This window comes from Shewanella sp. S23-S33 (assembly GCF_043359565.1).
Taxonomy (GTDB): domain Bacteria; phylum Pseudomonadota; class Gammaproteobacteria; order Enterobacterales; family Shewanellaceae; genus Shewanella; species Shewanella oncorhynchi.
Window position 1 is genome coordinate 13,691 of sequence record NZ_JBHFFD010000044.1, and the last position, 22,387, is coordinate 36,077.

Below are 22,387 nucleotides of genomic sequence, written 5' to 3' on the forward strand. Positions count from 1 at the left end.
TAAAAACGTGAGGCTCACAAAATAGCATTTGTAAAATGATGAAACATTCGATACAAGTAAGTATAACAAGTTGATTTTGTGCTAATCTCTTTTACTGAAATATAAATAAAAAAGTGACAATGGATATGCTTTCAAATTTATGGAAGCGTCAGGCTCCGCAGATGGTGGGAATCGATATCGGTTCCCATGAAGTTAAGGCCATTTTGTTGAGTAAGACTGCTGACGGATACAAAATATTGAGTCATGCCGCGGTACCCATTAAGAAGGGGGCCGTTAACGATCATGATATTCGTGATGCTGATGCCGTTGTTGAATGCCTTAAGCAAATAAAACGTAGCCTGCCTAAATCCGTTAAATATGCCGCTGTTTCTGTTTCGGGTTCTGCTGTGATGACGAAAGTGATCTACATGGATGCCTCCCTTAGTGAGGAAGAAATGGAGGCACAGATAGAAATTGAAGCCGATAACCTTATTCCGTATTCACTCGATGAAGTTAGCATAGATTTTGAAACGCTAAACGTAAACAGTACCGATCCTACTAAAGTTGATGTGCTGTTGAGCGCATGCCGCACTGATAATATTGATGTCAGAGTCGATGCGCTGGATAGCGTGGAACTTGAGGCTAAAGTGGTGGATGTTGAAGGTTACGCTTTAGGTCGAGCTGCCGAGTTAATTCTGGCTCAGCTTCCAGAAGGAGCGAAACATAAAGCCGTCGCTATGGTTGATATCGGCGCGAATATGACGACTTTCTCTGTGGTTGAATCGGGTGAGACGACTTTTATTCGTGAGCAAGCTTTCGGTGGTGAGCAATTTACTCAGTCGATATTATCCTTCTATGGCATGTCTTATGATCAAGCTGAGAAAGCAAAGATTGAAGGCGACTTACCACGAAATTATATGTTTGAAGTTTTGTCACCTTTTCAAACTCAGCTATTACAACAAATAAAACGTACGCTGCAGATTTATTGCACTTCCAGCGGTAAAGATAAAGTCGACTACCTCGTATTATGCGGTGGAACATCTAAATTAGAAGGTATGGCTAATTTACTGACGAATGAATTGGGTGTTCATACTATTATCGCCGATCCTTTTCAAGGGTGTTTGCATGCCGATGAGTCGGTTAAAAGTGCGCTGCAACCTACAATCAGCAAATATATGGTTGCTTGTGGCTTAGCATTGAGGAGTTACGGTCAATGGCGAACATAAACCTACTCCCTTGGCGAGAAGAGGCGAGAGAAAAACAAAAGCGCGACTATATTGGTATTTTAGCGGCAGTATTTTTAGCGTCGGCGATTTTAGTCTATGTCGCAGTATCTTTATTAGATGTTATGACCGATGAGCAAAAAGCACGTAACGCTTATTTGCAATCGGAAATCAGTCTGCTTGAAACACAAATTTCTGAGATCAAGAAAATTACAGAACGTAAGAAAGACATTGAGCGGCGTACAGAAATTATTCTTAATCTACAGCAATCCCGTAATTTGCCTACTCACGTGTTAGATGAGCTTGTTCGAATAGTACCTCCAGGAATATATCTGTCTAGCCTAGAGAAAAAGGGCAGTTTATTGCTGATTGAAGGGCGTAGTGAATCGAACAATAACGTCGCCAACATGATGCGAAAAGTGAAAACATCCGAATGGTTAACCGATCCTAATATGCAGTCGATCGTGACCCAAAATGAAGAGTTACGGCAATTACAGCGTTTTAGTTTGAGAGTCACTATTAAAGGCGCGAATGTAGACGAGCCTGAGAAAATGACAAAAGGAGCGAGTAAATGAAACTCGATCTAAGTCAATTTAATGATATCGACTTTGAAAATATTGGTGGTTGGCCAAATCAAGTTAAAACCTTTTTCGCGATCCTTTTAGCACTCTGTGTTTTTGCTGCGGGATATTTCTTGGTCGTCTCCGATTCGGTGGATATTTATACCGCAGAGCAAGATAAAGAAGTGCAGCTCAGAGATGATTTCAAGAATAAGTATCAACTAGCGGCAAATTTAAAACTCTACCGAGATCAGCTAGCGACGATGGAAGTACAGTTTGCAGAGTTACTGAAGATGCTGCCATCTGAAAATGAAATGCCAGGTTTGCTAGACGATTTAACTTTTGTGGCAACGGATGCAGGACTCAAAATTAATAGTTTGAATTGGGAGGCCGAAATTCAGCGGGATTTCTATATTGAGTTTCCAATTAAAATGTCTGTGACGGGAGATTACCATCAGCTAGGTAGTATGGTGAGTGGTGTCGCTAAGCTGCCGCGTATCGTTAGCCTCCATGATTTTACCATTAAGCGAGATGAAGCCGGCAACTTAGCAATGGATATCTTAGCCAAGACATATCGCTTTAAAGAAGGGGCTGAATTACCGCCTGAAAAACCTGCTAATAAGGGGAAGAAATAATGAAATTCTTACCTTTGTTAGCCTTGAGTCTTTTTTTAATGGGTTGTGTTGGCGATCGTAGTGATTTAGAGCTATTTGTTACTACAACCAAAGCGCAACACGTTGCTCATATCCCGCCCTTGAAAGAGCCGCCAAGATTTGAGCACTTTGCCTATCAAGCCGAGTTAATGCGTAGCCCTTTTGTACCACCTTCGCGTGAGTTAACGGAAGAAGTTGTTGATACCAGCAAAGATTGCTTACAACCGGACTTAAAGCGTCGAAAAGGACGATTAGAAACTTATCCTTTAGATAATTTAAAAATGCGTGGCACCTTAAGTGAAGCCGATACAACTTGGGCGTTAGTTGAAACAAATGACGGCAGTGTTTATCGGATGGGCGTTGGTGAGTATTTAGGTCTGTTTAATGGACGCATTTCTAAAGTTACTTCACAAAATGTCGAAGTAGTAGAATTAATTCCAGATGGTTCAGGTTGTTGGTCCGAAAGGACGAGCAATTTAGAACTTTCTGGAGAATAACGAGCGAAGGATGAGGGAATAATGAAATCTTCTGCCGCGATAAAAGTCCCGTTAATTTCTTCAGGCTTAATCAAGTCTGTTATTGGGATCGCATTGGTATTTGGAATTTTGCCATCGAGTTATGCTGCAAACCGATTAATGGATGTTAAGTACCATGCCTTGGTTGACCATCAGTTAGAGCTAGAGTTGGTATTTGAAGAAGCGGTAACACCGCCAGTTATTGACTCTAATGCCTCGCCTGCAGAGCTCGTATTAACCTTTGATAATAGTATTTCTGGTTTATCTAAGGATCGCTTACCCATTAATCAAGTCGGTGTAACTGACATGATGACTGAGCAGCAAGATACTCGTCTTAAAGTCACCTTAGGTATGTCCAAAGTGAAACCTTACCAAGGTTCAGTCATGGGCAACTCATATCGACTCACTATTAATGATGAGGTTGCGGGCGCTCAGACTCAGGCAGAAAATCCTTTCGTTAATAGCATTAAAAATATCGATTTTCGTCGTAATGAAAATGGTGGCGGTGAGTTATTGGTCTATTTGAATAACCGCTCGGTTGCCGTTAACGTTGAGCAAGTGGGCGCTAAACTCGAAGTTAAGTTATATAACACTGATATTAATAGTGATCTGCTTTATGTTATGGATGTGAAAGATTTTTCAACGCCAGTAAAAAGCTTCGAGACATTTAAAGAAGATCTAACAACGCGCATTTTAGTTGATATTGCTGGGGAATATGAGTTCAGTTACAAGCAAGAGGATAATCTCTTTAGACTCTCGATGAATAAAGTTGAGAGAGTTGCCGCCAAGAAAGATGTTAAAAAATACAATGGCCGTACTTTGTCGCTTAACTTTCAAAATATCCCTGTACGTACTGTTTTGCAGATCATTGCTGACTATAACAATTTTAACTTAGTCACGAGTGATACTGTTGAAGGCAACATCACCTTGAGATTGGATGATGTGCCCTGGGACCAAGCATTAGATTTGATTCTACAAACCAAAGGCCTAGATAAACGTATCGAAGGCAACATCTTAATGGTGGCACCGAGCGAAGAGTTGGCTATTCGTGAAAGCCAAAATCTCAAAAATAGGCAAGAAGTTAAAGAGTTAGCACCTTTGTATTCTGAGTACTTGCAAATTAACTATGCCAAAGCGATCGACATTGCTGAGCTGCTGAAAAGCGCAGATTCTAGTTTACTCTCGCCACGCGGTTCAGTCGCGGTCGATGAACGTACCAACACTGTACTTGTGAAAGATACGGCAGAAACGATTGAGAACATCCATCGTTTAGTCGAAGTACTCGATATCCCTATTCGTCAAGTACTGATCGAGTCACGTATGGTAACGGTCAAAGATGATGTCTCTGAAGACTTAGGCATACGTTGGGGCGTAACGGATCAGCAGGGCAGTAAGGGAACCTCAGGTACATTAGAAGGTGCTCAGAGTATTGCCAACGGCATCATTCCAACTCCTGACCAACGTTTGAACGTTAATTTACCTGCGGCAGTGACCAATCCAACAAGTATCGCATTCCACGTTGCTAAGTTGGCAGATGGTACTATTCTTGATTTGGAATTGAGTGCGTTAGAGCAAGAAAATAAAGGTGAAATTATCGCCAGCCCTCGTATTACCACCTCTAACCAAAAGGCGGCTTATATTGAGCAGGGTGTGGAGATCCCTTATGTGCAGTCGACTTCAAGCGGTGCAACCTCGGTCACTTTTAAGAAAGCCGTGTTGTCCTTGCGAGTTACACCACAAATTACACCTGATAACCGCGTTATTTTAGATTTGGAAATCACCCAAGACTCTCAGGGCAAGACGGTTGACACACCAACGGGCCCCGCTGTCGCCATCGATACCCAGCGTATTGGCACTCAAGTGCTAGTTGATAACGGTGAAACTATAGTCCTTGGTGGTATTTATCAGCAAAACTTGATCAGCCGTGTGAGTAAAGTCCCTATTCTCGGTGACATTCCCTTAGTCGGTTTCCTGTTTAGGAACACAACAGACAAAAATGAGCGCCAAGAGCTACTTATTTTCGTAACCCCCAAAATAGTCGGTGAGAAGATCTAAGCACTTGCTATGTATCGACTAAAGCCAGCAGTGATTGCTGGCTTTATTATTACTGGAATACAATTCTTTGCATAAATAGCGCACATGGCTTGCCATAGTAGACCCTAAGCTGAGATAATCCTCGGTCAAGTCTCATAAGAGCAAGGTAACATATAGGTCGGCTTGATGTTGAGTCGATATAGGCATACTTTTCAATAAGATTCAGACGTACAAGAAATGGCTGAAAAACGTAATATTTTTCTGGTAGGCCCTATGGGCGCAGGTAAAAGCACAATTGGTCGCCATCTGGCGCAAATGCTGCATTTAGAATTCCACGATTCGGATCAAGAGATTGAACAACGCACAGGCGCTGATATTGCTTGGGTGTTTGACGTCGAAGGTGAAGAAGGCTTCCGTCGTCGTGAAGCTCAGGTTATTGCTGATTTGTCTGAGAAACAAGGTATCGTCCTTGCCACCGGTGGTGGTTCAGTACAAAGCAAAGATATCCGTAATCATCTGTCTGCTCGTGGCATTGTGGTTTACCTGGAAACCACTATCGACAAACAGGTCGCTCGTACTCAAAGAGACAAGCGACGCCCATTATTGCAAGTGGATGATCCTCGAGAAGTGTTGGAGAATCTTGCAGAGATCCGTAATCCATTGTACGAAGAAATTGCCGATGTGATTGTCAAAACCGATGATCAAAGCGCAAAGATCGTCGCAAATCAGATCATTGAGCAATTAGGTTTTTAGGCAGAATTTATGAAGCAAATTCAGGTTGATTTAGGTGTACGTAGTTATCCCATTTACATTGGCCAGAATTTGATGAGTGATGGCGAGACCTTGTCTCGCTACCTGCTTAAAAAACGTATTCTTATCGTCACCAATGAAACTGTCGCGCCTTTGTATCTTAAACAGATACAAGAGACGATGGCTTCGTTTGGTGAGGTAGAGAGTGTTATCCTTCCTGATGGCGAACAATTCAAAGACTTAGCACATCTAGATACTATTTTTACTGCATTGCTGCAGCAAAACTATGGTCGAGATTCTGTGCTGGTGGCTTTAGGTGGCGGCGTGATTGGTGATATGACGGGCTTTGCCGCGGCATGTTATCAACGTGGGATCGATTTTATTCAAATTCCGACAACTTTATTGTCGCAGGTGGATTCTTCCGTCGGCGGTAAAACGGCTGTTAACCATCCTCTTGGTAAAAACATGATTGGGGCCTTTTATCAGCCACAAATCGTGCTTATCGATACTTTATGTTTACATACGCTTCCAGCGCGCGAGTTTGCGGCGGGAATGGCGGAAGTCATCAAGTATGGCGTCATGTGGGATGCTGATTTTTTTCAATGGCTTGAAGATAATGTAACGGCGCTAAAAACCTTAGATGCCGAAGCATTAGTTTATGCTATCTCTCGTTGCTGTGAGATTAAAGCCGATGTGGTTAGCCAAGATGAAACTGAGCAGGGCGTGCGTGCTTTGTTGAATCTGGGTCATACCTTTGGCCACGCGATTGAAGCCGAAATGGGCTACGGTAATTGGCTACATGGTGAAGCCGTGTCAGCTGGCACAGTCCTTGCTGCTAAAACAGCTAAGGCACTGGGGCTTATCGATGAGTCAATCGTTTGTCGTATCATACAGTTACTACAAGCTTTTGATCTTCCAGTGAGTGCGCCGGAATCTATGGATTTCGACAGTTTCATTCAACATATGCGACGCGATAAAAAAGTTTTAGGCGGTCAGATTCGACTGGTGCTCCCAACGGCAATAGGCCGCGCGGATGTGTTTAGTCAAGTCACAGAATCTACCCTTGAACAGGTTATTCGCTGCGCATAAAAACTGTGTGGTGGGCGAGTGACGTTTCAGGGTTCTGTCTTGCTTCCTTCTCAGGAAGCCCTCATACAAAGAATGCATCATGTTGCCAGTTATAGCGATCAGCTGCTGGTGCTTTCTGGTGTCAGCGGTTCAGGAAAAACGACCTTAGTTACCGGATTAGCGACCGATTTTGACGAGTCAAATGCGGCATTTGTGATTTGTCCTATGCATGCAGATAACGCTGAGATACGCCGCAAAATTCTAGTCCAGCTAATTTCATCCCCTATTTTTGACGACGACATTCCCCTCGCCGATACCCTGTTGCGGCTTGCGAGCACGCAAACTAAACCCCTACATATCATTATCGATGATGCGCATTTATTGCCTAAGGCATTATGGGCTGAGTGTATTATTCTCAATCAGATCCAGTGTGCGGGTAAGAATATTGCCGTCACGCTCACGGTTCCACCGGCATTCTTAGCGGACCTATTGCCACAATTACCCGAGCAATTGCGGCGGCAAATATTACCTATCAGTATTGAGCCGTTAACCATGCCAGAGCGTGAAGCTTTGTATCAAACATTGCTGAGATACAGCGATCAAAACCCTTTTACGCCAAGGGAAATCGTACGCAGTCAGCTTGAGAAGCAAACGGGTACGCCGCAAGAAGTGGTCAATCTGTTAGATAAAGCCTTGCATAGCCCGCAAGAGAAAACATCTTCTTTGATGAAATATAAAGCTGTGGTGGTGACAGCTGTGAGCATGTTGTTAGCGCTAGGTATTTGGCTTGGTGTTACTCAACCATTTTCTGAAGAGCAAGCCCTAGAGACTGCGACTTTTCCTGCGATAGATTCACCCGCTTTCTTGTCCTATGGGCAAAAAATCTTAGCCCCCTATTTTGCTCTGCGCGCTGATCAATTAAAGTTTGCCGCCGTACCCGTGACAGTTAACGAAATAGAAACATCCAAAGCCAAAACAGAACCGGCTGTCGATCCATTAAGTGAATTCCATGGTGAGGCACCACATCCTGAGCCTGATGATGCAGCCTTAGTGATCGTTGGTGAAGTGAGTAGCAAGTCTTTTGGTGGTGATGAGCCAACTGTGGATGCAGAGCTTCAATCTAAAACAGTAGATGTCCAGTCTCCAGCGCCAGAGGCTGCAAAGGTTGATAAAACAGTTTTGGAACCGCAAAAGCCACTCAAAGGTTATACCGTACAAATAGCGAGTGTTGCTCAGTTAGAGACCTTGCGTTCGACATTAAAGAGTCTTGAGAATGTCGAGGGCGTTCGAGTCGCAAAGTATAAACAGCGGTGGGTTGTCCTCGTTGGTCACTATAGCAGTAGCAAATTGGCTTCGAATGCGGCGGCGCAATTGGTTAAAGAGTATCATTTTGAGCAACCTTGGGTCAGAAAATGGGCCGATTTGAAAGATTATCAAGTAGAAGAAAGTCTCTCAAATCGTGAAATTTCAGAATAAACAGAGTACAATCATGGCCTTTATTTTTGTCGGCATTCATCAAGTTAAATGATAAAAAAACACAGAGCCTTCCTTAAGTGGGCTGGCGGTAAATTTAAATTGGTGGATGATTTAGCCAGTTATTTACCCGCAGGAGACCGTTTGGTCGAGCCGTTTGTGGGTGCAGGATCCGTTTTCTTGAATACGGATTATCCTAGCTACCTGCTCTGTGACATTAATCAGGACTTGATCGAGTTATATCAGATAGTGAAGCATCAACCAGAAGCATACATTGCCGCAGCTAAAGCATTGTTTGTCGATGAGATGAATCAAAAGGAAGCTTACTATCAGGTGCGGACCGACTTTAATAAATGTCGCGACCCTTTCCAGCGTTCTGTGTATTTTCTTTATTTAAATCGCCATGGTTTTAATGGCTTATGCCGTTATAACCGTAAGGGTGGCTTCAATGTGCCCTTTGGCTCCTATAAAAAACCTTATTTCCCCGAAAAGGAAATCTGGGCCTTTTCTGAAAAAGCGCAACGTGCTGAGTTTAAATGCATTGGTTACGAAAAAGCCTTTGAGCAGACACGCAGTGGCGATGTTATCTATTGCGATCCACCTTACGCACCGTTATCTACTACATCCAGTTTCACGACATATGTTGGTGCAGGTTTTAGTTTAGACGATCAAGCACTGCTGGCTCGTCATTCGCGCCATACCGCGTTAGAGCGTGGTATTCCGGTATTGATTAGTAATCACGATATTCCATTAACTCGCGAGTTATATCGCGGCGCGCATTTAGCGAAAATTCAAGTGCAACGCAACATTAGCCAAAATGGCAGTGGTCGTAATAAAGTGGATGAGTTGATGGCGCTATATGATGAAAACTACGATCCAAAAGACGACTAGTTTCAACATAAATAACGTTTAGCTAAGCACTTGTCCTACGAGAAACATCAGACTTGCCACTAGGATGACAGCTAACACTATGCCCATCACTATGTAGGGCAATGGGGAACTGGTTTGAAAATCTTTTTTACGATTTTCGCTAGTTTGTACCCCGAAAAAGGCGGCAATGGTACTGTGGAATACTTGCCAAATGCGGCTAAGCATTAATAGGCGAGATGCGACGTAGTGGGCTTGAGATCATCCATAGGTTTATCTTGATGACCATGTAATAGCTCAAGTAGATCGACAAAGTGGAACTGACTTGAACGGTTTTTACCTGTAAGCCACGTTTTCCAGCTTAAGGTTTGTGCTTGATCGGCGCAGCGATTATTAGGGTGGCTACTGGGCAGTGCATTGTTGTAACGAGTGTCATTGCTACAAGCGCAAGATGCAGTCTCGGTATTTTCCGTAAGTTTTTCAACGCCAAAAGCTAGCGTGGCCACTACAACAGCAGTAAATGCCAACATCATAGATGACTTAAATGTCACCGACCTAACATAGTGTGAAAACTGACTAAACCGCTCCATCATAACGCTTCCTTTGGAATGAACCAGCACTGCGCCTCGAGTATAACAAACTCGCTTAGTTTATGAACAAAAAATTATCAATTCCAGCCAAAATGCTCGTAAATATTAGCTTATTTTACCGAATCTAAGCCCCAATTTACTGCGATAGCTGCAGAGTGTGCTGCTTTACTGACATAGACATAGCGGATCAATTGCCAGAAATGTGGCTTTAGCTATAGAGGCTTAGCTTGGCTCAGGGTAAAATAAGGCACTTTTTATCCAAATAGCAGCGAGTGTTTTATGCGTCCATTCTTGATTGCTCCATCAATTTTATCTGCCGATTTTGCCCGTTTGGGTGACGATGTAAAAGCTGTGTTAAATGCGGGAACCGACGTAGTACATTTTGATGTGATGGATAATCACTATGTTCCTAACTTAACGATTGGCCCTATGGTGTGCCAAGCACTGCGTAACTATGGGATTACCGCTGATATTGATGTGCATTTGATGGTCAAGCCGGTTGACCGTATCGTGCCTGATTTTGCTAAAGCGGGCGCGTCTATTATTACTTTCCACCCTGAAGCCTCTGAGCACGTCGATCGCACTCTTCAGCTCATTAAAGAGTGCGGTTGTAAGGCGGGTCTCGTGTTTAATCCTGCGACACCACTGCATTATCTTGACCATGTGATGGATAAACTCGACGTGATCCTATTGATGTCAGTGAACCCTGGTTTTGGCGGGCAATCTTTTATCCCATCGACCTTAGATAAGCTGCGCCAAGTGCGTGCGCGTATTGATGCCAGTGGTTTTGATATTCGTTTAGAAGTCGATGGCGGCGTTAAGGTCGACAATATCGCCGAAATTGCGGCCGCCGGTGCGGACATGTTTGTTGCGGGCTCGGCTATTTTCGGCAAGCCCGATTATAAGGCCGTTGTTGATGAGATGCGTGCCGAACTTGCTAAAGTTGGGGCATAGCCATGTGGGATAAGATTAAAGCGATTGCGTTTGATCTAGATGGCACGCTGATTGACAGTGTGCCTGACCTAACCGTTGCCACGCAGGAAGCCTTAGCCGAGTTAGGTTTGAAGAGCTGCTCTGAGGCGCAAGTTCGTACTTGGGTCGGTAACGGTGCAGAGATGTTGATGCGCCGTGCTATGAGTCATGCTTTGGGTACGGATGTTGAGCAGACCGCGCTTGATACGGCCATGCCGATTTTTATGCATCATTATCAAGAAAATCTTGAAAAGCACAGTGCGCTGTATAGCGACGTGCATCAAGTGCTGCAAACTTTGTTTGATGCAGGCTTTAAGTTAGCGGTTGTCACTAATAAACCCTATCGTTTTACCATGCCATTACTCAAAGCCTTTGGGATTAACGACTTTTTCAGCTTAGTGTTAGGTGGTGATACCTTAGCGAAGATGAAGCCCGACCCTTTGCCGCTGCAGCACTTATTGCATGAGTGGCAATTGGAGATAACTGAGTTATTGATGGTCGGCGATTCTAAAAACGACATTTTAGCGGCGAAAGCGGCTGGGATAGCGTCAATCGGCTTGACCTACGGCTACAACTACGGTGAAGATATTGGGCTCAGTGGCCCAGATGCCGTATGTGGGCAATTTAGTGAGATTCTGAACTGGGTAAAACCTACCAAGTAATGGGGGTTACCTGTTCTTTAGTCGATTTTTTAGTCTTTTTATATATAGATAGTGGAGCAATGACGTAATGACCAAACCCATAGTACTCAGCGGTGCACAGCCGTCCGGCGAATTAACCATAGGTAACTACATGGGTGCATTGCGTCAATGGGTTGCGATGCAAGATAGCCACGACTGCCTGTATTGTGTCGTCGATTTGCATGCCATTACCGTGCGCCAAGATCCTAAAGCGTTGCGCGAAGCGTGTTTAGATACCTTAGCCCTGTATTTGGCCTGTGGCGTCGATCCTAAAAAGAGTACAGTGTTTATCCAGTCACAGGTGCCACAACATACGCAATTGGGTTGGGCATTAAACTGCTATACCCAAATGGGCGAGTTGAGCCGCATGACTCAGTTTAAAGATAAATCACAAAAGCACGCTAACAACATCAACGTGGGTTTATTTGGCTACCCAGTGTTGATGGCGGCGGATATTCTGATTTATCAAGCGAACGAAATCCCTGTTGGCCAAGATCAGAAACAACACCTTGAGTTAACACGTGATATCGCTACTCGTTTTAACAATGCCTATGGTGATACTTTCACCATTCCTGAGCCTTTTATTCCTGAGCTTGGCGCTAAAGTCATGTCGCTGCAGGAGCCGCTAAAGAAGATGTCTAAGTCAGACGACAACCGTAATAACGTTATCGGCCTGCTAGAAGATCCGAAATCAGTGCTGAAGAAGCTGAAAAAAGCCATGACAGACAGTGATGAGCCGCCAGTCGTGCGTTTTGATGTGGATAATAAACCGGGTGTTTCTAACCTGCTGAGTCTCATGTCGGGTGTGACAGGGCAAAGCATTGCGAGCCTAGAAGCCGAGTTTGAAGGCAAGATGTATGGCCATTTGAAAGGTGCAGCAGGTGAAGCGGTTGTGAGCATGTTAGAGCCACTACAAGAGCGTTACCGCGCGATTCGTAGCGATCGCGCATACTTAGACCAAGTGATGAAAGCTGGTGCACAGAGTGCGCAGGCGCGCGCCGAAGTGACCCTGAAGAAAGTGTACGAGAAGATTGGTTTACTCGTGTAATCAACCGATATTGATAAATTAAGCCGACGTCAGCGTCGGCTTTTTTGTGTCTGTATGTTCACCTTAGGCCTGTGATTTTAGCCAAGATGAGAAAGCGGCAATTGCAGGTTCTGATAAACGGCGCTGCTTACAAAAGAAGGTAAATTCAAATCCGGTATGCACATCGGGAAGATTCAAGGCGACTAAACGCCCCGTGGTGATATCGCCTGCCACCATAAAGTCCGGCGCTAGGGCTAAGCCTTGGCCAGCAATCGCCGCTTCAATCGCCATCACAATATGACTAAACACATGCTGTTGTTCGTTATCGAGTGGTATTTGGTGCGCCGATGACCACTTGTGCCAGTCAAGCCCTAATGGTCCTTCATCAACCACCAGCAGGGCTTGTTGCTGGAAATTACTCAGGCTTATGTCGCGCCATTTAAGGTAAAAACTGGGGCTGCATACAGGAATTAAACGCTCTTTGTGCAGTAACTGTTGCCAATAGCCACGTTGATTTAGCTTACCGGCGATGAAGATATCCGCGGTGCTGGTGCTTAGATCAGGATCTTGGGTGATCATCTCGAGGCGGATTTTCACGCTCGGATATTGGCGGCGAAAATCGGCGAGTCTTGGGATCAACCATTTTACTGAAAATGAGCTGTAAACGGCTAGGCAGAGCTGTTGATTTGGCGTATCGCGTACTTTTAAGTTGAGGTCGCTTAACTCGTTGAATATCCTCTCTAACTCTAAAAATAGTCCGTGCCCCTTAGGCGTTAACTGCAGTTTACGCCCCTGACGGTCGAACAGTTGCTCGCCAAAATACTCTTCTAATACTCGCACTTGGTGCGACACTGCACTTTGGGTGATGCACAGTTCATCGGCGGCCTTAGAAAAATGCTGCTGTCTGGCGGCAGCTTCAAACACTTGTAGAGCGCGTAATGGCGGGAGCTTTCTCATGATTTTCAATATCTAAAGGCTTTAGTATGAATTTAATTCATCTAGCATGAGAAAGCATCATTTCAGCTTAAGTTTTGCGAGGATTATCATGCCGCCATTGAGATTTATGGATGTTAAAAAATGCAACGCCCAGTAGTTATTGGTTTGATTTTATTGATAGTAGGTAACCTATTCAGTGCCTTCTATGATGTGTCGATCAAGTGGTTACCGGACGATGCGAGTGCCTCGACTTTCCTCCTTGTCAGGCAAATCTCTTCAGTATTTATGTTGTTGCCAGTGTGGCTGTATTCGCAGCGTCCGATGACGACACATATCTCAGTTCACCTTTGGCGTGCCAACATAGGCTCAGTTGGCGCGCTTTTTTTAATTATAGGCTTAATGGCATTGCCGCTCGCGACAGTTAGCTCATTGTTTTACTCTGCACCGCTAATGATTATTTTGATGGGGTATTTCTTCCTGAGCGAGAGGATCACCGCTGCTCAGACAATCTGTACTGGCTTAGGTTTTGTCGGCATCTTGATTATCCTGCGACCGAGCGAAATGAACTGGTACGGCATTGCTGTGCTGTTTTCTGCTTTTACCTTTGCAGTGAATCAGTTAGCACTTAAAAAAGTGCCCCATGCTGAGCATCCCGTGCTAACGCTAATGCTATATAACTTGCTGGGTATTCCGGCAACGTTAGTGATTGCAGCGTTTCAGGGGATTGAGGGTTTGAGTTGGGAGCTGGTGGGCGTGGCCTTGCTGAGCAACGCATTTTTATTGGTTTATCACTGGTTTTGTGTGCTGGCTTACCGCAAGGCCCAGGCGAGTGATATTGCGATTGCGGAATACACAGGCTTGTTGTTTATTGTCTTTTTAGGCTGGTTGTTGTTCGATGAATGGTTGGATAACTTAAGTTGGCTCGGTGCCGCCTTAATCGTATTACCTTCGTTGTTTTTACCTTGGTTAGGATCGCTCTTATCAAAATCGGCACCTAAGATAGCGGATACACTCACGGGAAAATAACCGCGAGGGTTTAAGCCTAAGTGGGCGAGTTAGCTCACCACTTAGGCTCAAGTTTTAAATAGGTAAACTGCAAAATTACTTAGCATACTCAAATACTTTCACCACTTTACGCACGCCAGCAGTATTACGGGCGATATCAACAGCTAAGTCTGCTTGTGAGCGATGAATAACCCCCAGCAGGAAGACTTCACCATTTTCAGTGATGACTTTAATGCGAGTCACATCCAAATCTTTTTCGTTCAGCATGCGGCCCTTCACTTTGGTCGTAACCCAAGTGTCATTGCTGCGGGTGGTGAAAGAGGTTGGATTGCCAATGCGGATTTGATTATGTATTTTGCCGCCGAGCTTAAGATCTTGTACGACCTTGATGGCTTTATCCCTTAACGTAGAGTTAGGGGCTTGGCCTATCATAAGTACATTGCCATTGACGGATACACCTGTGATATTCGTTTGTTTTTTAAGATCTTCTTGCTCTAGCAGTGCGCTGGTGATCTTAAAATCAGTATTGGTATCATCAAGCTGAGTCTTAACAGTACGTTCGTCGTTGGCCATCATAGCGCCACTGACTGCGCCCACCATAACGGCACCGGCGCAGCCTTGAAGCAGCAAGCAAACCATTAACAGCGGGGCAGCGTGTCTCATTGCTGCTCGTCCTGTGGGAAGAGGGTGCGGTCAATATTGTCACACAGGCAATGGATCACCAGTAGGTGCACTTCTTGGATACGTGCAGTGACATTTGAAGGTACGCGGATTTCCACATCGTTCACGCTCAGTAGGCCAGCCATAGCACCGCCATCTTTACCTGTTAGCGCTACGATAGTCATGTCGCGGCTTAATGCGGCTTCAATGGCTTTAATCACGTTACCTGAGTTACCACTGGTCGAGATTGCTAGCAGAATGTCGCCCGGTTGACCTAAGGCAAAAATCTGTTTTGAGAAAATCTCATCATAGCTATAGTCGTTGGCGATAGCTGTGATGGTTGAAGTATCGGTAGACAGAGCGATGGCTGGTAAGGGTGGACGCTCAATCTCGTAGCGGTTTAGCAGTTCTGCTGAGAAATGTTGCGCATCGCCAGCACTGCCGCCGTTACCGCAAGCAAGGATTTTATTGCCACCCAAAAGACAGTGCACCATCATCTCGGCCGCTTTGGCGATGGATTCTGGCAGTGCTTCGGCTGCATCGATTTTTGTCTGGATAGATTCAGTAAAGCTGTCTTTAATGCGTTCTAACATGGATAAATCCTTTCAGGATAAAGTGTTGCTATCATGCCATATTTCCACAAGCGTGTTGAGGCACAGACGTTAAAATAATTTGTGTAGTCACTCTTTCACTATTGGCGCTTAAAAGGCATCGACCAGCCAATGAATTTGATCGGCTTCCATGGCGATGACATCGAAACGACAGGGCACATCGAGTCTATTGAGTTGTAAATAGTGGCTAGCCGCTTTGCGAATTCGCGAGATCTGCGCGCTGCTTAGGGCCTGTAATGCGCCGCCATATTGATTTGCCGAACGATACTTCACTTCGACAAATACCCAATGGTTTTTATGGCGCATGATTAAATCAATTTCTCCAAACGGATAGCGGACATTACGTTCGACAAAAGTTAAGCCTTGTTGTTCAAGGTAACGTTGGGCGTGCGATTCTGCCTGCTGTCCGAGTGTCATAGCTGGCGGAAGCTACCTCTTTCATAACGTCCCCAGCTTAATTGGCGGTTGACTATGCCATCTGGACTGACAGATAAAGCACCACTGCGACCATTGAATTGATAACCCGTGAATGAGCGCATTTGCGCTAAACGGCCGATCAAATCCATTGCATCATAACCCATAACAAACAAACGTTTCTGACTGTTATTCCAGCCCGAAAATAGTGTGTTGACCATCAGATTTTCTTCGCCGTTTTGCATTAGCCAAGGTGCGTCGCTTAGGGTCAGGTTATTTAAATCCTGCGCCGTTTGTGTGCTTTCATTTTCAACTCGGCTGCGGCTTGAGGTATATAAAGGCACAGGTTGTGTGAAAACGCTAAAGTTGACGTCGATAAAGGCCTTGAGCAGGGTTAGATCCTGTGGCGTTGAAATCATATAAATGGCATCAATATCTTGGCGCGAGCGGAAGTCGGCTTGTACTGAATTGCCTAACAGCTCTTTAATACGGGCGATCCGCTCTTGGCTATCGCGCACGCCAAGGGCATCTTGTACTGTGGTGCGCATTTTATCACCGCCATCGAAGTAGTGAACTTCGACAGGATTATCGCTCTTCTTTTTCCATGCTTGAATAAAGCTTTCGGCCATGCGTTTACCAAGGGCATCGTTACTGGCGAGCAGTAACGGCATAGTTACGCCATCTTGATATAAATGCTCCGCCGCATCGGCCGCCTCTTGTGCGGGAGATAATGCAAAGTAGAACTTATTCGGATCGGGGGTGAACTTATCAACTTGATTTAAAAATAGTTGCGGCACAGGCGTAGCAGGTGCTGTATTGGCTGTTTTGTCTGGGTTAGCAGTATTAGTCACCGCATTAGTGGTGGCTGCGTTTGCCGCATTGATCACTTGCAGTTGTTCAATTTCAGTAGGCAATAATGGGCCAATAATAAATTCGGCTCCCGCAGTTAGTGCCTGTTGGTAAGCGCTGGCAGCATCGTTTGCCGTGTCATAAAAGTTGACTGCGACTTGGTCATTTTGCTTGGCCATGTAACTGGCTAATATGCCTTGGCGAATTGCATTGGCAGCGTTAGCTCTTGGGCCCGTCAGCGGCAACAGCACCGCAATGTTTTTTGGCGTAAATGGCTTAGCGTTTAAGGCTCTGTCAAGATCGGCGGGTAGCTTAGCCGCTGCAGGATGATAAGGATTTTGTTTCTGCCATTCGCCTAAGTAGCGTACTAACTGTGTCGGATCGACAGCATAATGCTTCGCGATATAAGCCAATTGCAACCAACCCGTAAACACAGGAGTCTTAGCATCTTGGGTAAAGGCTTTTAAGGTTTGTTCGTGCATTGGCTGCAGAACTTGCCAAATCGCGTTATTCACCTCGTTAGCTTGGGCGGGCGGCAAGTAAGTCGTCAGTAAACTTAGTTCACGCACTTGCTCAATAGGCTGTTTATTCAATTGATATAAATGTGCCTTGAATTGGTGATAAGCCGTCATCTGCCAGCTTGGCAAACTCCAATTGCTTGGATAATTCAGAACTTTAAGTGCATCACTATAGGTGGACGTATGTTCAAGCACGCGCGCGGTCAAGTATTTATGTTCGGCCAGAAATGTTGGGCTCTGATTCAAGCTTGGCTGTATCGATTTTAGTAGCTTCTGCGCTGCTGCGTAGTCGTTGGCATTGATGTAGGCATGGGCTGCGAGCAGCAGATTAGTATCGCGCTGCTGCGGATCTTTGCTATTGGCGGCTTGTGCCAAATACACATTGGCCGACAAAGGTGCGGATGCTAAAGAGGTGGCCACTGTGGGTGCAGTTCCGGTCGAGGTGGGCGTTGAAGTGCCACAACCCGCCAAGATTACCGATAAAATGGCCACGGAAACGAACTTAGTTGTATTCAGGCTTTTTAACACTGGGCTTCACTCTGGTAAGATGCAGCCTCTAGTTTAACCTTCTCTCGCGCTTGACGAAAGTCTTGGCACTGTCATTACAGAGGTATATATGGACCAAAGCGTCGCACTCTACATAGTTCCTACTCCCATAGGTAATTTGGGCGATATGAGCTCACGGGCAATAGAGGTGCTGAATCAGGTTTCATTGATCGCCTGTGAAGATACTCGCCACAGCGGTAAGTTATTGAGCCACTTTGGTATTACCACAAAAACTACGGCGCTGCATGATCATAACGAGCGTGCTCGTGCCCAGTGGATTGTCGATCAGCTTGCAGCTGGGCTGTCGATTGCATTAATTTCAGATGCGGGTACCCCGTTGATTTCCGATCCGGGTTATCACTTGGTTTCCCATGTGCGCCAATCTGGGTTTAATGTGATCCCCTTACCCGGCCCTTGCGCGGCAATTACCGCCCTGAGCGCCTCGGGTTTGCCATCGGACCGTTTTTCTTTCGAAGGTTTTCTGCCGTCTAAAGAAAAAGCTCGCGCTGATAAGTTATTGGCACTGAAAGAAGATCCGCGCACGCTGATATTTTATGAATCACCACACCGCATCGAGCACAGTCTAACGACTATGGTTGAAGTGCTTGGTGGCGAACGCCATGTCGTCATGGCGCGTGAAGTGACCAAAACCTTCGAAACTTTTTTATCTGGCCCTGTCTCAGAGGTTCTTGCCACTGTTAGTACTGACCCGAATCAGCAGAAGGGTGAAATCGTGCTTATGGTGCATGGCTACCATTTGAGTGATGATGAAGCAATTCCCACCGTCGCCATTAATACGCTCAAACTCTTATGTGAGGAATTGCCATTGAAGAAAGCCGCAGCAATTGCCGCGCAAATTCATGGACTTAAAAAGAATGCTCTGTATAAATACGGCCTAGAGTCTGATTTATAAGCGCTAAAACGGTTACGAGCGGATTATCTGTGGTGCATCAGGGTGGCTTAGGCTATAATCCGCGCCGAGTTGGCCAGACAGTCGCCGCGTTCGCAAGAACGGGGAGGAAAGTCCGGGCTCCAAAGAGCGGGGTGCCAGGTAACGCCTGGGCGGTGCGAACCGACGACAAGTGCAACAGAGAGTAGACCGCCTGCCTGATTTATCAGGTCGGTAAGGGTGAAAGGGTGCGGTAAGAGCGCACCGTGCGGCTAGCAATAGTTCGTAGCAAGGTAAACTCCACCCGGAGCAAGACCAAATAGGGTTCCGTATGGCGTGGCTCGCGTTGGAACCGGGTAGGTCGCTTGAGCCTGTGAGCGATTGCAGGCCTAGATGAATGACTGTCCAAGACAGGACCCGGCTTATCGGCCAACTCACCTCATTCAACAAAAAGCCCGTTTGTCGTAATGACAAACGGGCTTTTTGTTTTTTAATTTATACAGTAATGATAAATTTTATTTGATTAACTCATTAAAAAATCAGAGTTATCTATTTCTTTCGTACATTCAGTCTATCGCTTATTTAGCTTTCAGTTTAGCCGCCATTACAGCTATTTTTAGTCTTTCTTCGTTGTAGGTAAAAATTACTCAATGCAGGTAACATCTACCGTTAACTGGGAGGGTTAATAGAAATAATGTAACTCTAACATTTTGTTTTTATGCGTTTATATTGTTTGGTATAGCCATTGCATTGGTTTGTACGCAAAGTGCAGCATCTTGTTGCATTGCACAGTGTTCACCAAGGAGACTTTCTATGGCCAGTTCAAAAAGCGTAGCAGAACAAACTAACAGTAAAGATAGCGGTGCTTTAAATTCACCCACAACAGCGAAAGCAACTGAAGTGACGCACCATGCCGTTGATGCAGTAGCAGAGAAAGCCGCAGTTGCAGAAGACACTTTGCGTAAAACGGCAGCTAGCTCACAGGAAACTCTGGCGCTCAAGCAGGAGGAAATCAAATTACAACTGCAAAGTTCTTATAGCAAAACCCGTGAGTTGGCAGCGCAAAATCCATTGGCTACAGCTGGGATTGCCTTTGCCGCTGGCGTGGTATTAACGGCTTTATTGCGCCGTCGCTAAGGTGGATTTATGCAAAACCGTGCAAGGTCAGAGGCGCCAGAACAAAGGCCCGTCCAGCATAGTGCGCAAACCGCCAAAACTGGGCAGACAGCATCAGCTGCTGCCCAGCATAACGTTATTGATCAGGCAATGGAGCAACTGGCTGAAATAGCTGTTCTTAGCAGTTCAGTGAAGCAAGCCTATCTCGAGCAGTTGAAGTTGGCTGGGGAAATAGCAACGGCAGAATGGCGGTTAACAGGGCGTAGCCTGATTATTGCTGCGGCTTTAGTCGTCTGTTTTGGTACTGGCATTACGTTATTCTGGGGCAGTATTTTATTGCTGTTGGGCTATATGCTGTTTCAATTGAGCGGTTCGTTATTGGCCACTGTGATCGCTTTGGTGGTGCTACAGTTTGTTTTATTGCTTTGGTGTTGGCGTAGTCTTGGCTATGTGCTGTCACAAACTGGCTTTTCGAAGACTTGGCAGCAATTACAGCTTTTGCTCTCGACTCGAGAGTCGGAACATCAAAAATAGGAGGGGCGACTATGCTAATTCAACAGTTACTTAAAAAACAGCAGTTGAAGCTGACTGTGCTGACGGAACAAGGCCAGTTGCAGCATGATTTGTTACTGATGAGGAAACGACAATTAGCGCAAAGCAGTCGTGATTTTATAGGATCGACGCCAGGTTTAATCGTCAGTTTTAGCCTTGGCTGCCTGTTTCAAATGCGCCACAACAGCACTGTAAAACTACTGCGTAGCACCTTTGGTTTGCGTTGGATTACCAAACTCATCGCTTGAGAATGATGTAAATGCTGTGATTTTTACCTTAATGATTTCCATTGGTGTGGGTTTCGCTGCTATTAGTTGTCGTCAATGCCGCTACAATCATGCCTCGAGTCAGTAAGTGTAAGTATTTTGCTTGTTGTATAGGGCAAGGCGTGGGACTGGCGATAAGTTGTTGAATTTGACTTAAATAAAGAGCTGCTATGCTATGGGCTAATGTGTAGCTTGGAATAATAAATTCGTCAGTGTTGAAGGTGTTGACCAATTTATTTTCGATATGTTGCACAAGTTTAGTTTGTAATTGTTTAGTTGCTGCATCGAGGTCGCTACCTAGTCTAAATGACATGGAGCGGCGAAACATGCTGTTTCGGCTAAAAGTAATAAGCAGTTTTTCCAATGAGGGTGGTGTGTTAGTTGAAAGCCAGTCTTCGGTTGACCGTAGATCTTCAAAGATATTTTCAAAAATATTTTGATGTAGTGCAATAAGAATATCCAACTTGCGTTTGAAGTAGCGATAAAACGTCGTGCGCCCGACATCGGCTTTGTGCGCAATATCTGCCACTGCAATATCACGATAATCTTGTTGTTTAAGCATTTCCTTGAAAACGTGGAGAATCTTGAGCATCGCTCGCGGGCTTTGTTTTATGCGCATGTGGGGCTTGGTGTGCATACTGGATTTTGCTCCAAATTCAATTCAGGCGTTTGATTATACATTAGCCTCAATGGCTCTTGTGTTGTGATTTTTGCTTAAGTGGAACAGATAGGCTCAGGTGTACCATTTGAAACATTCGGGCGAGTTTGTGCCTGATGGTTGGGAATAATGGGCTTTATAGTGACGGTCATAGGGTTAACTGCAACGACAGTGTTACCTGAAATATGAAATTGTCACTACCGATGGAGAATCTGTGATGAGTGAAAATATTGAAGCGGCTCAAAGTGATCAAACAAATAATCCAATCAAGCACAAATTAAGAGTAGGTATTTTCCTTTATCCCGGCATGACGATGCTCGATGCCTATGGGCCACTACAGTTTTTAGCCTTTGTGCCATCATTTGAAACCTTCACTTTTGCGAAAACCAGCACGCTATTACCCTGTGATGCGGGCGTTAACTTACAGCCTAATTACGATTTCGATAATTGTCCGCCGATAGATATCCTTTTAGTGCCTGGGAGCGCAAATCCTTTGACGCAAATACAGGATGAGAAAGTCATTTCTTTCTTAAAACGCAAGGGGGAGCAAGCGCAATACATTACATCTGTATGCACTGGTGCCTTGATTCTTGCGGCAACAGGTTTACTTAATGGTTATCGCACGACCACTCACTGGGCTTATGCTTCAGTGTTGGCACAATATCCTCAAATTACCTTTGAAAATAAACGTATTGTGATTGACCGTAATCGGATCAGTGGCGGCGGTATTACTGCAGGGCTCGATTTTGCTTTGGCACTCATTGCCAATATAGAGGGTGAACAACAGGCTAAAACACTGCAGTTATTGTTTGAATATGATCCTAAACCTCCCTTTAATTGTGGTTCTCCCTTATTGGCAGACGCTTCTTTGGTACAGAGGGTTGAGCAGGAGGTTAGGCAGATAGCGTCAGGATTATTTTAGGCCACAAGGCGTCAAGGATTGTCTTAAAAAGTACATAGTTCATAAGATTATTAT

26 protein-coding genes and 1 other RNA gene are annotated in these 22,387 nt (G+C 45.1%); 19 read left to right on the forward strand and 8 right to left on the reverse strand.

The features are described from left to right. Positions 1–125 precede the first annotated feature (125 nt). From ACHA99_RS11320 to ACHA99_RS11360, 9 genes are all read left to right on the forward strand, one after another. The gene (locus ACHA99_RS11320) at positions 126–1,205 is read left to right on the forward strand and encodes a pilus assembly protein PilM (protein ID WP_105253014.1); all 1,080 of its coding nucleotides are present in this window, start codon (positions 126–128) and stop codon (positions 1,203–1,205) included. Beyond that, positions 1,193–1,777, forward strand: a complete 585-nt coding sequence (locus ACHA99_RS11325; RefSeq protein WP_393942792.1) for a PilN domain-containing protein — start codon at positions 1,193–1,195, stop codon at positions 1,775–1,777. Before ACHA99_RS11320 ends, ACHA99_RS11325 begins: the two co-directional genes overlap by 13 nt. Beyond that, positions 1,774–2,397: a type 4a pilus biogenesis protein PilO gene (locus tag ACHA99_RS11330; protein ID WP_105250538.1), complete on the forward strand. Its 624-nt coding sequence runs from the start codon at positions 1,774–1,776 to the stop codon at positions 2,395–2,397. Before ACHA99_RS11325 ends, ACHA99_RS11330 begins: the two co-directional genes overlap by 4 nt. Continuing rightward, on the forward strand, positions 2,397–2,912 hold the full coding sequence (locus ACHA99_RS11335; protein ID WP_105250537.1) for a pilus assembly protein PilP: 516 nt from the start codon (positions 2,397–2,399) through the stop codon (positions 2,910–2,912). Before ACHA99_RS11330 ends, ACHA99_RS11335 begins: the two co-directional genes overlap by 1 nt. 21 nt (positions 2,913–2,933) lie before the next feature. Further along, positions 2,934–4,985, forward strand: a complete 2,052-nt coding sequence (locus ACHA99_RS11340) for a type IV pilus secretin PilQ (protein ID WP_113941458.1) — start codon at positions 2,934–2,936, stop codon at positions 4,983–4,985. Between the two features lie 216 nt (positions 4,986–5,201). Then, positions 5,202–5,717, forward strand: coding sequence for a shikimate kinase AroK (gene aroK, locus ACHA99_RS11345; RefSeq protein WP_006083542.1), 516 nt, complete (start codon positions 5,202–5,204; stop codon positions 5,715–5,717). A gap of 9 nt (positions 5,718–5,726) precedes the next feature. Further along, entirely contained in the window at positions 5,727–6,803 is a 1,077-nt protein-coding gene (aroB, locus tag ACHA99_RS11350) for a 3-dehydroquinate synthase (protein ID WP_393942796.1), read from the forward strand. A gap of 18 nt (positions 6,804–6,821) precedes the next feature. Next, positions 6,822–8,258, forward strand: coding sequence for an AAA family ATPase (locus tag ACHA99_RS11355; protein WP_393942798.1), 1,437 nt, complete (start codon positions 6,822–6,824; stop codon positions 8,256–8,258). 48 nt (positions 8,259–8,306) lie between these two features. Beyond that, positions 8,307–9,146, forward strand: a complete 840-nt coding sequence (locus ACHA99_RS11360; protein ID WP_131525404.1) for a Dam family site-specific DNA-(adenine-N6)-methyltransferase — start codon at positions 8,307–8,309, stop codon at positions 9,144–9,146. Between the two features lie 18 nt (positions 9,147–9,164). Here ACHA99_RS11360 and ACHA99_RS11365 read toward each other — a convergent pair whose 3' ends face one another. Next, the gene (locus tag ACHA99_RS11365) at positions 9,165–9,350 is read right to left on the reverse strand and encodes a DUF2970 domain-containing protein (RefSeq protein ID WP_131525403.1); all 186 of its coding nucleotides are present in this window, start codon (positions 9,348–9,350) and stop codon (positions 9,165–9,167) included. Continuing rightward, positions 9,350–9,715: a hypothetical protein gene (locus ACHA99_RS11370; RefSeq protein WP_105250531.1), complete on the reverse strand. Its 366-nt coding sequence runs from the start codon at positions 9,713–9,715 to the stop codon at positions 9,350–9,352. Before ACHA99_RS11370 ends, ACHA99_RS11365 begins: the two co-directional genes overlap by 1 nt. Before the next feature lie 276 nt (positions 9,716–9,991). Here ACHA99_RS11370 and rpe point away from each other — a divergent pair, with 276 nt between their 5' ends. From rpe to trpS, 3 genes are all read left to right on the forward strand, one after another. Then, positions 9,992–10,666: a ribulose-phosphate 3-epimerase gene (gene rpe, locus ACHA99_RS11375; RefSeq protein ID WP_393942801.1), complete on the forward strand. Its 675-nt coding sequence runs from the start codon at positions 9,992–9,994 to the stop codon at positions 10,664–10,666. Between the two features lie 2 nt (positions 10,667–10,668). Next, the gene (locus tag ACHA99_RS11380; protein ID WP_263266070.1) at positions 10,669–11,346 is read left to right on the forward strand and encodes a phosphoglycolate phosphatase; all 678 of its coding nucleotides are present in this window, start codon (positions 10,669–10,671) and stop codon (positions 11,344–11,346) included. 67 nt (positions 11,347–11,413) lie between these two features. Beyond that, positions 11,414–12,412 (forward strand): tryptophan--tRNA ligase, encoded by a 999-nt coding sequence (gene trpS, locus ACHA99_RS11385; protein ID WP_113941452.1) that lies wholly within the window; start codon positions 11,414–11,416, stop codon positions 12,410–12,412. Between the two features lie 63 nt (positions 12,413–12,475). On the opposite strand, the gene ACHA99_RS11390 is transcribed toward trpS, so the two are convergent. Continuing rightward, entirely contained in the window at positions 12,476–13,348 is an 873-nt protein-coding gene (locus ACHA99_RS11390) for a LysR substrate-binding domain-containing protein (protein ID WP_173913161.1), read from the reverse strand. 120 nt (positions 13,349–13,468) lie between these two features. Here ACHA99_RS11390 and ACHA99_RS11395 point away from each other — a divergent pair, with 120 nt between their 5' ends. Continuing rightward, positions 13,469–14,353, forward strand: coding sequence for a DMT family transporter (locus ACHA99_RS11395; protein WP_131525400.1), 885 nt, complete (start codon positions 13,469–13,471; stop codon positions 14,351–14,353). A 75-nt stretch (positions 14,354–14,428) separates the two neighbouring features. Here the strand turns inward: ACHA99_RS11395 and dolP are convergent, their stop codons facing one another. The 4 genes from dolP to ACHA99_RS11415 form a co-directional block, all read right to left on the reverse strand. After that, positions 14,429–14,995 (reverse strand): division/outer membrane stress-associated lipid-binding lipoprotein, encoded by a 567-nt coding sequence (gene dolP, locus ACHA99_RS11400; protein WP_105250526.1) that lies wholly within the window; start codon positions 14,993–14,995, stop codon positions 14,429–14,431. Then, positions 14,992–15,585: a phosphoheptose isomerase gene (locus ACHA99_RS11405; RefSeq protein ID WP_105250525.1), complete on the reverse strand. Its 594-nt coding sequence runs from the start codon at positions 15,583–15,585 to the stop codon at positions 14,992–14,994. Before ACHA99_RS11405 ends, dolP begins: the two co-directional genes overlap by 4 nt. 108 nt (positions 15,586–15,693) lie before the next feature. Then, positions 15,694–16,020: a YraN family protein gene (locus tag ACHA99_RS11410; protein WP_105250524.1), complete on the reverse strand. Its 327-nt coding sequence runs from the start codon at positions 16,018–16,020 to the stop codon at positions 15,694–15,696. After that, the gene (locus ACHA99_RS11415; RefSeq protein WP_113941449.1) at positions 16,017–17,912 is read right to left on the reverse strand and encodes a penicillin-binding protein activator; all 1,896 of its coding nucleotides are present in this window, start codon (positions 17,910–17,912) and stop codon (positions 16,017–16,019) included. Before ACHA99_RS11415 ends, ACHA99_RS11410 begins: the two co-directional genes overlap by 4 nt. 88 nt (positions 17,913–18,000) lie before the next feature. On the opposite strand from ACHA99_RS11415, the gene rsmI reads away from it, so the two are divergent. From rsmI to ACHA99_RS11440, 5 genes are all read left to right on the forward strand, one after another. Further along, the gene (gene rsmI / locus ACHA99_RS11420) at positions 18,001–18,843 is read left to right on the forward strand and encodes a 16S rRNA (cytidine(1402)-2'-O)-methyltransferase (protein WP_105250522.1); all 843 of its coding nucleotides are present in this window, start codon (positions 18,001–18,003) and stop codon (positions 18,841–18,843) included. A 65-nt stretch (positions 18,844–18,908) separates the two neighbouring features. Beyond that, an RNA gene (gene rnpB / locus ACHA99_RS11425) (RNase P RNA component class A) lies at positions 18,909–19,260 on the forward strand. Positions 19,261–19,632: 372 nt separating this feature from the next. Then, positions 19,633–19,956, forward strand: a complete 324-nt coding sequence (locus ACHA99_RS11430; RefSeq protein WP_113941447.1) for a DUF883 C-terminal domain-containing protein — start codon at positions 19,633–19,635, stop codon at positions 19,954–19,956. Positions 19,957–19,965: 9 nt separating this feature from the next. Beyond that, positions 19,966–20,469, forward strand: coding sequence for a hypothetical protein (locus ACHA99_RS11435; protein ID WP_393942807.1), 504 nt, complete (start codon positions 19,966–19,968; stop codon positions 20,467–20,469). Positions 20,470–20,480: 11 nt separating this feature from the next. Continuing rightward, on the forward strand, positions 20,481–20,735 hold the full coding sequence (locus ACHA99_RS11440) for a hypothetical protein (RefSeq protein ID WP_113941445.1): 255 nt from the start codon (positions 20,481–20,483) through the stop codon (positions 20,733–20,735). 28 nt (positions 20,736–20,763) lie between these two features. On the opposite strand, the gene ACHA99_RS11445 is transcribed toward ACHA99_RS11440, so the two are convergent. Then, on the reverse strand, positions 20,764–21,390 hold the full coding sequence (locus ACHA99_RS11445; RefSeq protein ID WP_393942809.1) for a TetR/AcrR family transcriptional regulator: 627 nt from the start codon (positions 21,388–21,390) through the stop codon (positions 20,764–20,766). A gap of 238 nt (positions 21,391–21,628) precedes the next feature. Here ACHA99_RS11445 and ACHA99_RS11450 point away from each other — a divergent pair, with 238 nt between their 5' ends. Further along, a complete protein-coding gene (locus ACHA99_RS11450; protein WP_263186313.1) occupies positions 21,629–22,333 on the forward strand; it encodes a DJ-1/PfpI family protein in 705 nt (234 codons plus the stop codon). Positions 22,334–22,387: the final 54 nt, after the last annotated feature.

Coding starts and splice junctions, on each gene's coding strand:
- rpe (WP_393942801.1), top strand. CDS start 9,992: ATGCGTCCATTCTTGATTGCTCCATCAATTTTATCTGCCGATTTTGCC.
- ACHA99_RS11450 (WP_263186313.1), top strand. CDS start 21,629: ATGAGTGAAAATATTGAAGCGGCTCAAAGTGATCAAACAAATAATCCA.
- ACHA99_RS11380 (WP_263266070.1), top strand. CDS start 10,669: ATGTGGGATAAGATTAAAGCGATTGCGTTTGATCTAGATGGCACGCTG.
- ACHA99_RS11325 (WP_393942792.1), top strand. CDS start 1,193: ATGGCGAACATAAACCTACTCCCTTGGCGAGAAGAGGCGAGAGAAAAA.
- ACHA99_RS11410 (WP_105250524.1), bottom strand. CDS start 16,020: ATGACACTCGGACAGCAGGCAGAATCGCACGCCCAACGTTACCTTGAA.
- aroK (WP_006083542.1), top strand. CDS start 5,202: ATGGCTGAAAAACGTAATATTTTTCTGGTAGGCCCTATGGGCGCAGGT.
- ACHA99_RS11390 (WP_173913161.1), bottom strand. CDS start 13,348: ATGAGAAAGCTCCCGCCATTACGCGCTCTACAAGTGTTTGAAGCTGCC.
- trpS (WP_113941452.1), top strand. CDS start 11,414: ATGACCAAACCCATAGTACTCAGCGGTGCACAGCCGTCCGGCGAATTA.
- ACHA99_RS11405 (WP_105250525.1), bottom strand. CDS start 15,585: ATGTTAGAACGCATTAAAGACAGCTTTACTGAATCTATCCAGACAAAA.
- ACHA99_RS11430 (WP_113941447.1), top strand. CDS start 19,633: ATGGCCAGTTCAAAAAGCGTAGCAGAACAAACTAACAGTAAAGATAGC.
- ACHA99_RS11365 (WP_131525403.1), bottom strand. CDS start 9,350: ATGCTTAGCCGCATTTGGCAAGTATTCCACAGTACCATTGCCGCCTTT.
- dolP (WP_105250526.1), bottom strand. CDS start 14,995: ATGAGACACGCTGCCCCGCTGTTAATGGTTTGCTTGCTGCTTCAAGGC.
- ACHA99_RS11330 (WP_105250538.1), top strand. CDS start 1,774: ATGAAACTCGATCTAAGTCAATTTAATGATATCGACTTTGAAAATATT.
- ACHA99_RS11440 (WP_113941445.1), top strand. CDS start 20,481: ATGCTAATTCAACAGTTACTTAAAAAACAGCAGTTGAAGCTGACTGTG.
- aroB (WP_393942796.1), top strand. CDS start 5,727: ATGAAGCAAATTCAGGTTGATTTAGGTGTACGTAGTTATCCCATTTAC.
- ACHA99_RS11370 (WP_105250531.1), bottom strand. CDS start 9,715: ATGATGGAGCGGTTTAGTCAGTTTTCACACTATGTTAGGTCGGTGACA.
- rsmI (WP_105250522.1), top strand. CDS start 18,001: ATGGACCAAAGCGTCGCACTCTACATAGTTCCTACTCCCATAGGTAAT.
- ACHA99_RS11340 (WP_113941458.1), top strand. CDS start 2,934: ATGAAATCTTCTGCCGCGATAAAAGTCCCGTTAATTTCTTCAGGCTTA.
- ACHA99_RS11435 (WP_393942807.1), top strand. CDS start 19,966: ATGCAAAACCGTGCAAGGTCAGAGGCGCCAGAACAAAGGCCCGTCCAG.
- ACHA99_RS11320 (WP_105253014.1), top strand. CDS start 126: ATGCTTTCAAATTTATGGAAGCGTCAGGCTCCGCAGATGGTGGGAATC.
- ACHA99_RS11395 (WP_131525400.1), top strand. CDS start 13,469: ATGCAACGCCCAGTAGTTATTGGTTTGATTTTATTGATAGTAGGTAAC.
- ACHA99_RS11445 (WP_393942809.1), bottom strand. CDS start 21,390: ATGCACACCAAGCCCCACATGCGCATAAAACAAAGCCCGCGAGCGATG.
- ACHA99_RS11335 (WP_105250537.1), top strand. CDS start 2,397: ATGAAATTCTTACCTTTGTTAGCCTTGAGTCTTTTTTTAATGGGTTGT.
- ACHA99_RS11360 (WP_131525404.1), top strand. CDS start 8,307: ATGATAAAAAAACACAGAGCCTTCCTTAAGTGGGCTGGCGGTAAATTT.